At 60.1% G+C, this 1789-nt stretch carries 1 pseudogene; it reads right to left on the bottom strand.

Annotated features, from left to right (window positions below):
• Positions 1–3: 3 nt before the first annotated feature.
• Positions 4–1789: pseudogene (locus tag A1830_RS22150) on the bottom strand (type IV secretion protein Rhs); the annotation flags it as partial.

Here is a 1789-nt window from a genome sequence, read left to right on the forward strand (position 1 = left end):
CGGTGTAGTTAAAGGCGCGTTCGAAGATTGCCTGTTCCGGCAGGTTGGGTGCTAAGCCGCCGATACTGCGTTGCAGGGTACGTCTGCCCAGTCTGTCATACTGGCGGGTCTGTTCACGGGTTCCCTGAGTGCGGGACACTTCCCGGTGCAGGCGGTCGCGGGTGAATTCGCTGACCGTCTGCTGATTAAAGCGGATGGCGCTGACGTGACCGGAGCCGTAGTGCAGCCAGCTTATCNGCTGCCCGCCGGGCAGGGTCAGTGCGGTAAGATTACCCAGAACGTCATACGCAGAATGCAGCTCACCGTTCACCCCCTGCTCACTGAGCAGTTTTCCTGCCGCATCAAACGTAAACTGAACGTCATCTGCTTCGATACCCAGCGCCAGGCCTTCAGCAGTCGGTGTGCGCGTCAGGCCGGTAAGCTGCCCGCTGTTGTCACGCTGGTAATGGTACTGAGCATCGCGGGTTGTCCGGGAGGTCAGCAGTCCGCTGCTGTCATAGCTGAACTTCTGAGCGCGTCGTGGGATGCCGCCATCATCGTCTGGTCTGCCGCTTTCCAGCAGGGTGGTGAGCAGTCCCCGTTCATTCCATTCCATCTGCCGGGATGTATCGTCCGGGCGGACTTCGCTCAACGGTCGGCCTGTCGGGTCATACGTAAACCGGTACTCACCGCCGTTGCCGTTTTCCAGACGCAGCAGATTGCCTCGTGCATCATAGTGCCAGCGGCGGAGGATACCGTTGCGGCCGGTCTGACTGAGCGGCTGGCCCAGGCGGTTATACGTCCAGGACACTTCGCTTTCCAGCGGGTCACGCCAGGCGTTGAGCTGCCCGTGCTCGTTCCACAACAGCGTTTCCTGACTGCCATCGGCGCGGATAAGAGCTGTAAGCTGTCCGGCGTTGTTCCATTCCCTCCGGGTGACGTTGCCTTCTGCGTCCTCACTGCTCAGGAGCTGCCCGAAGCGGTCATACGTAAAGCGGGCCACGCTGCCGGAGCAGTCGGTACGTTGTGTCAGCAGTCCCTGGCGGTTCCATTCCAGCAGCACGTCACCGCCACTGGCATCGGTGATGCGGTCCGGCAGCGTTTCTTCTTCATCAGAATAGTGGTACGTGCTGGTGTGATTCAGCGCGTCGGTTTCCGACAGCAGGCGACCGTTCAGGTCGTAAGTGGCCTGCGTAGTCGTTCCGTCCGGGGAAAGGGTCTGTGCAATGCGGTCGGTGCCTCGGAACCAGTGATAACGCGTGGTACGGCCTGCCGGGTCAGTCTCTGACGTCAGGCGGCCATAGCGGTCCCACTGGCTGTGCCGCATGGCTCCGTCAGGCAGGATGACATCGCATAACTCACCGTTGTGGTAAACAAAGCTGGTCTGGCGACCATCATAATCTGTAAAACGGGCGACGTTATTATCGTCGTCAACCAGCCAGTGTGCCTGTACGCCATCCTCGCGGGTGGCGCGGCGGGTGCCGTTTTCAAAATCGTATTCAAAATTAAGCTGCTCACCCGCGCTGTTGCGGTATGCCACCACGCGCGCCAGACCATCAATGTTCTGCCACAGATATTCATTCACAAGCCCGTTGCTGTCCTCATGGCTGCGCAGTAAATCCGTGCCATGCCCGTCGTCATACCAGCTGAAACGCCGGCGTACCTGACCGCCGCGTCCGGTGACGCTAATCACCCTGGCCTTATCATCGAAGCCGTAGCTGACCAGGCAGATTTCATTATCCAGCCAGGCCCCGGTCAGGCGAACCTGCCCGCTGACGGTTTTGTAGCGGCAGACTACACTTTGCCCCGC

It is taken from the genome of Erwinia sp. ErVv1, from assembly GCF_900068895.1.
Classification (GTDB): Bacteria; Pseudomonadota; Gammaproteobacteria; order Enterobacterales; family Enterobacteriaceae; genus Erwinia.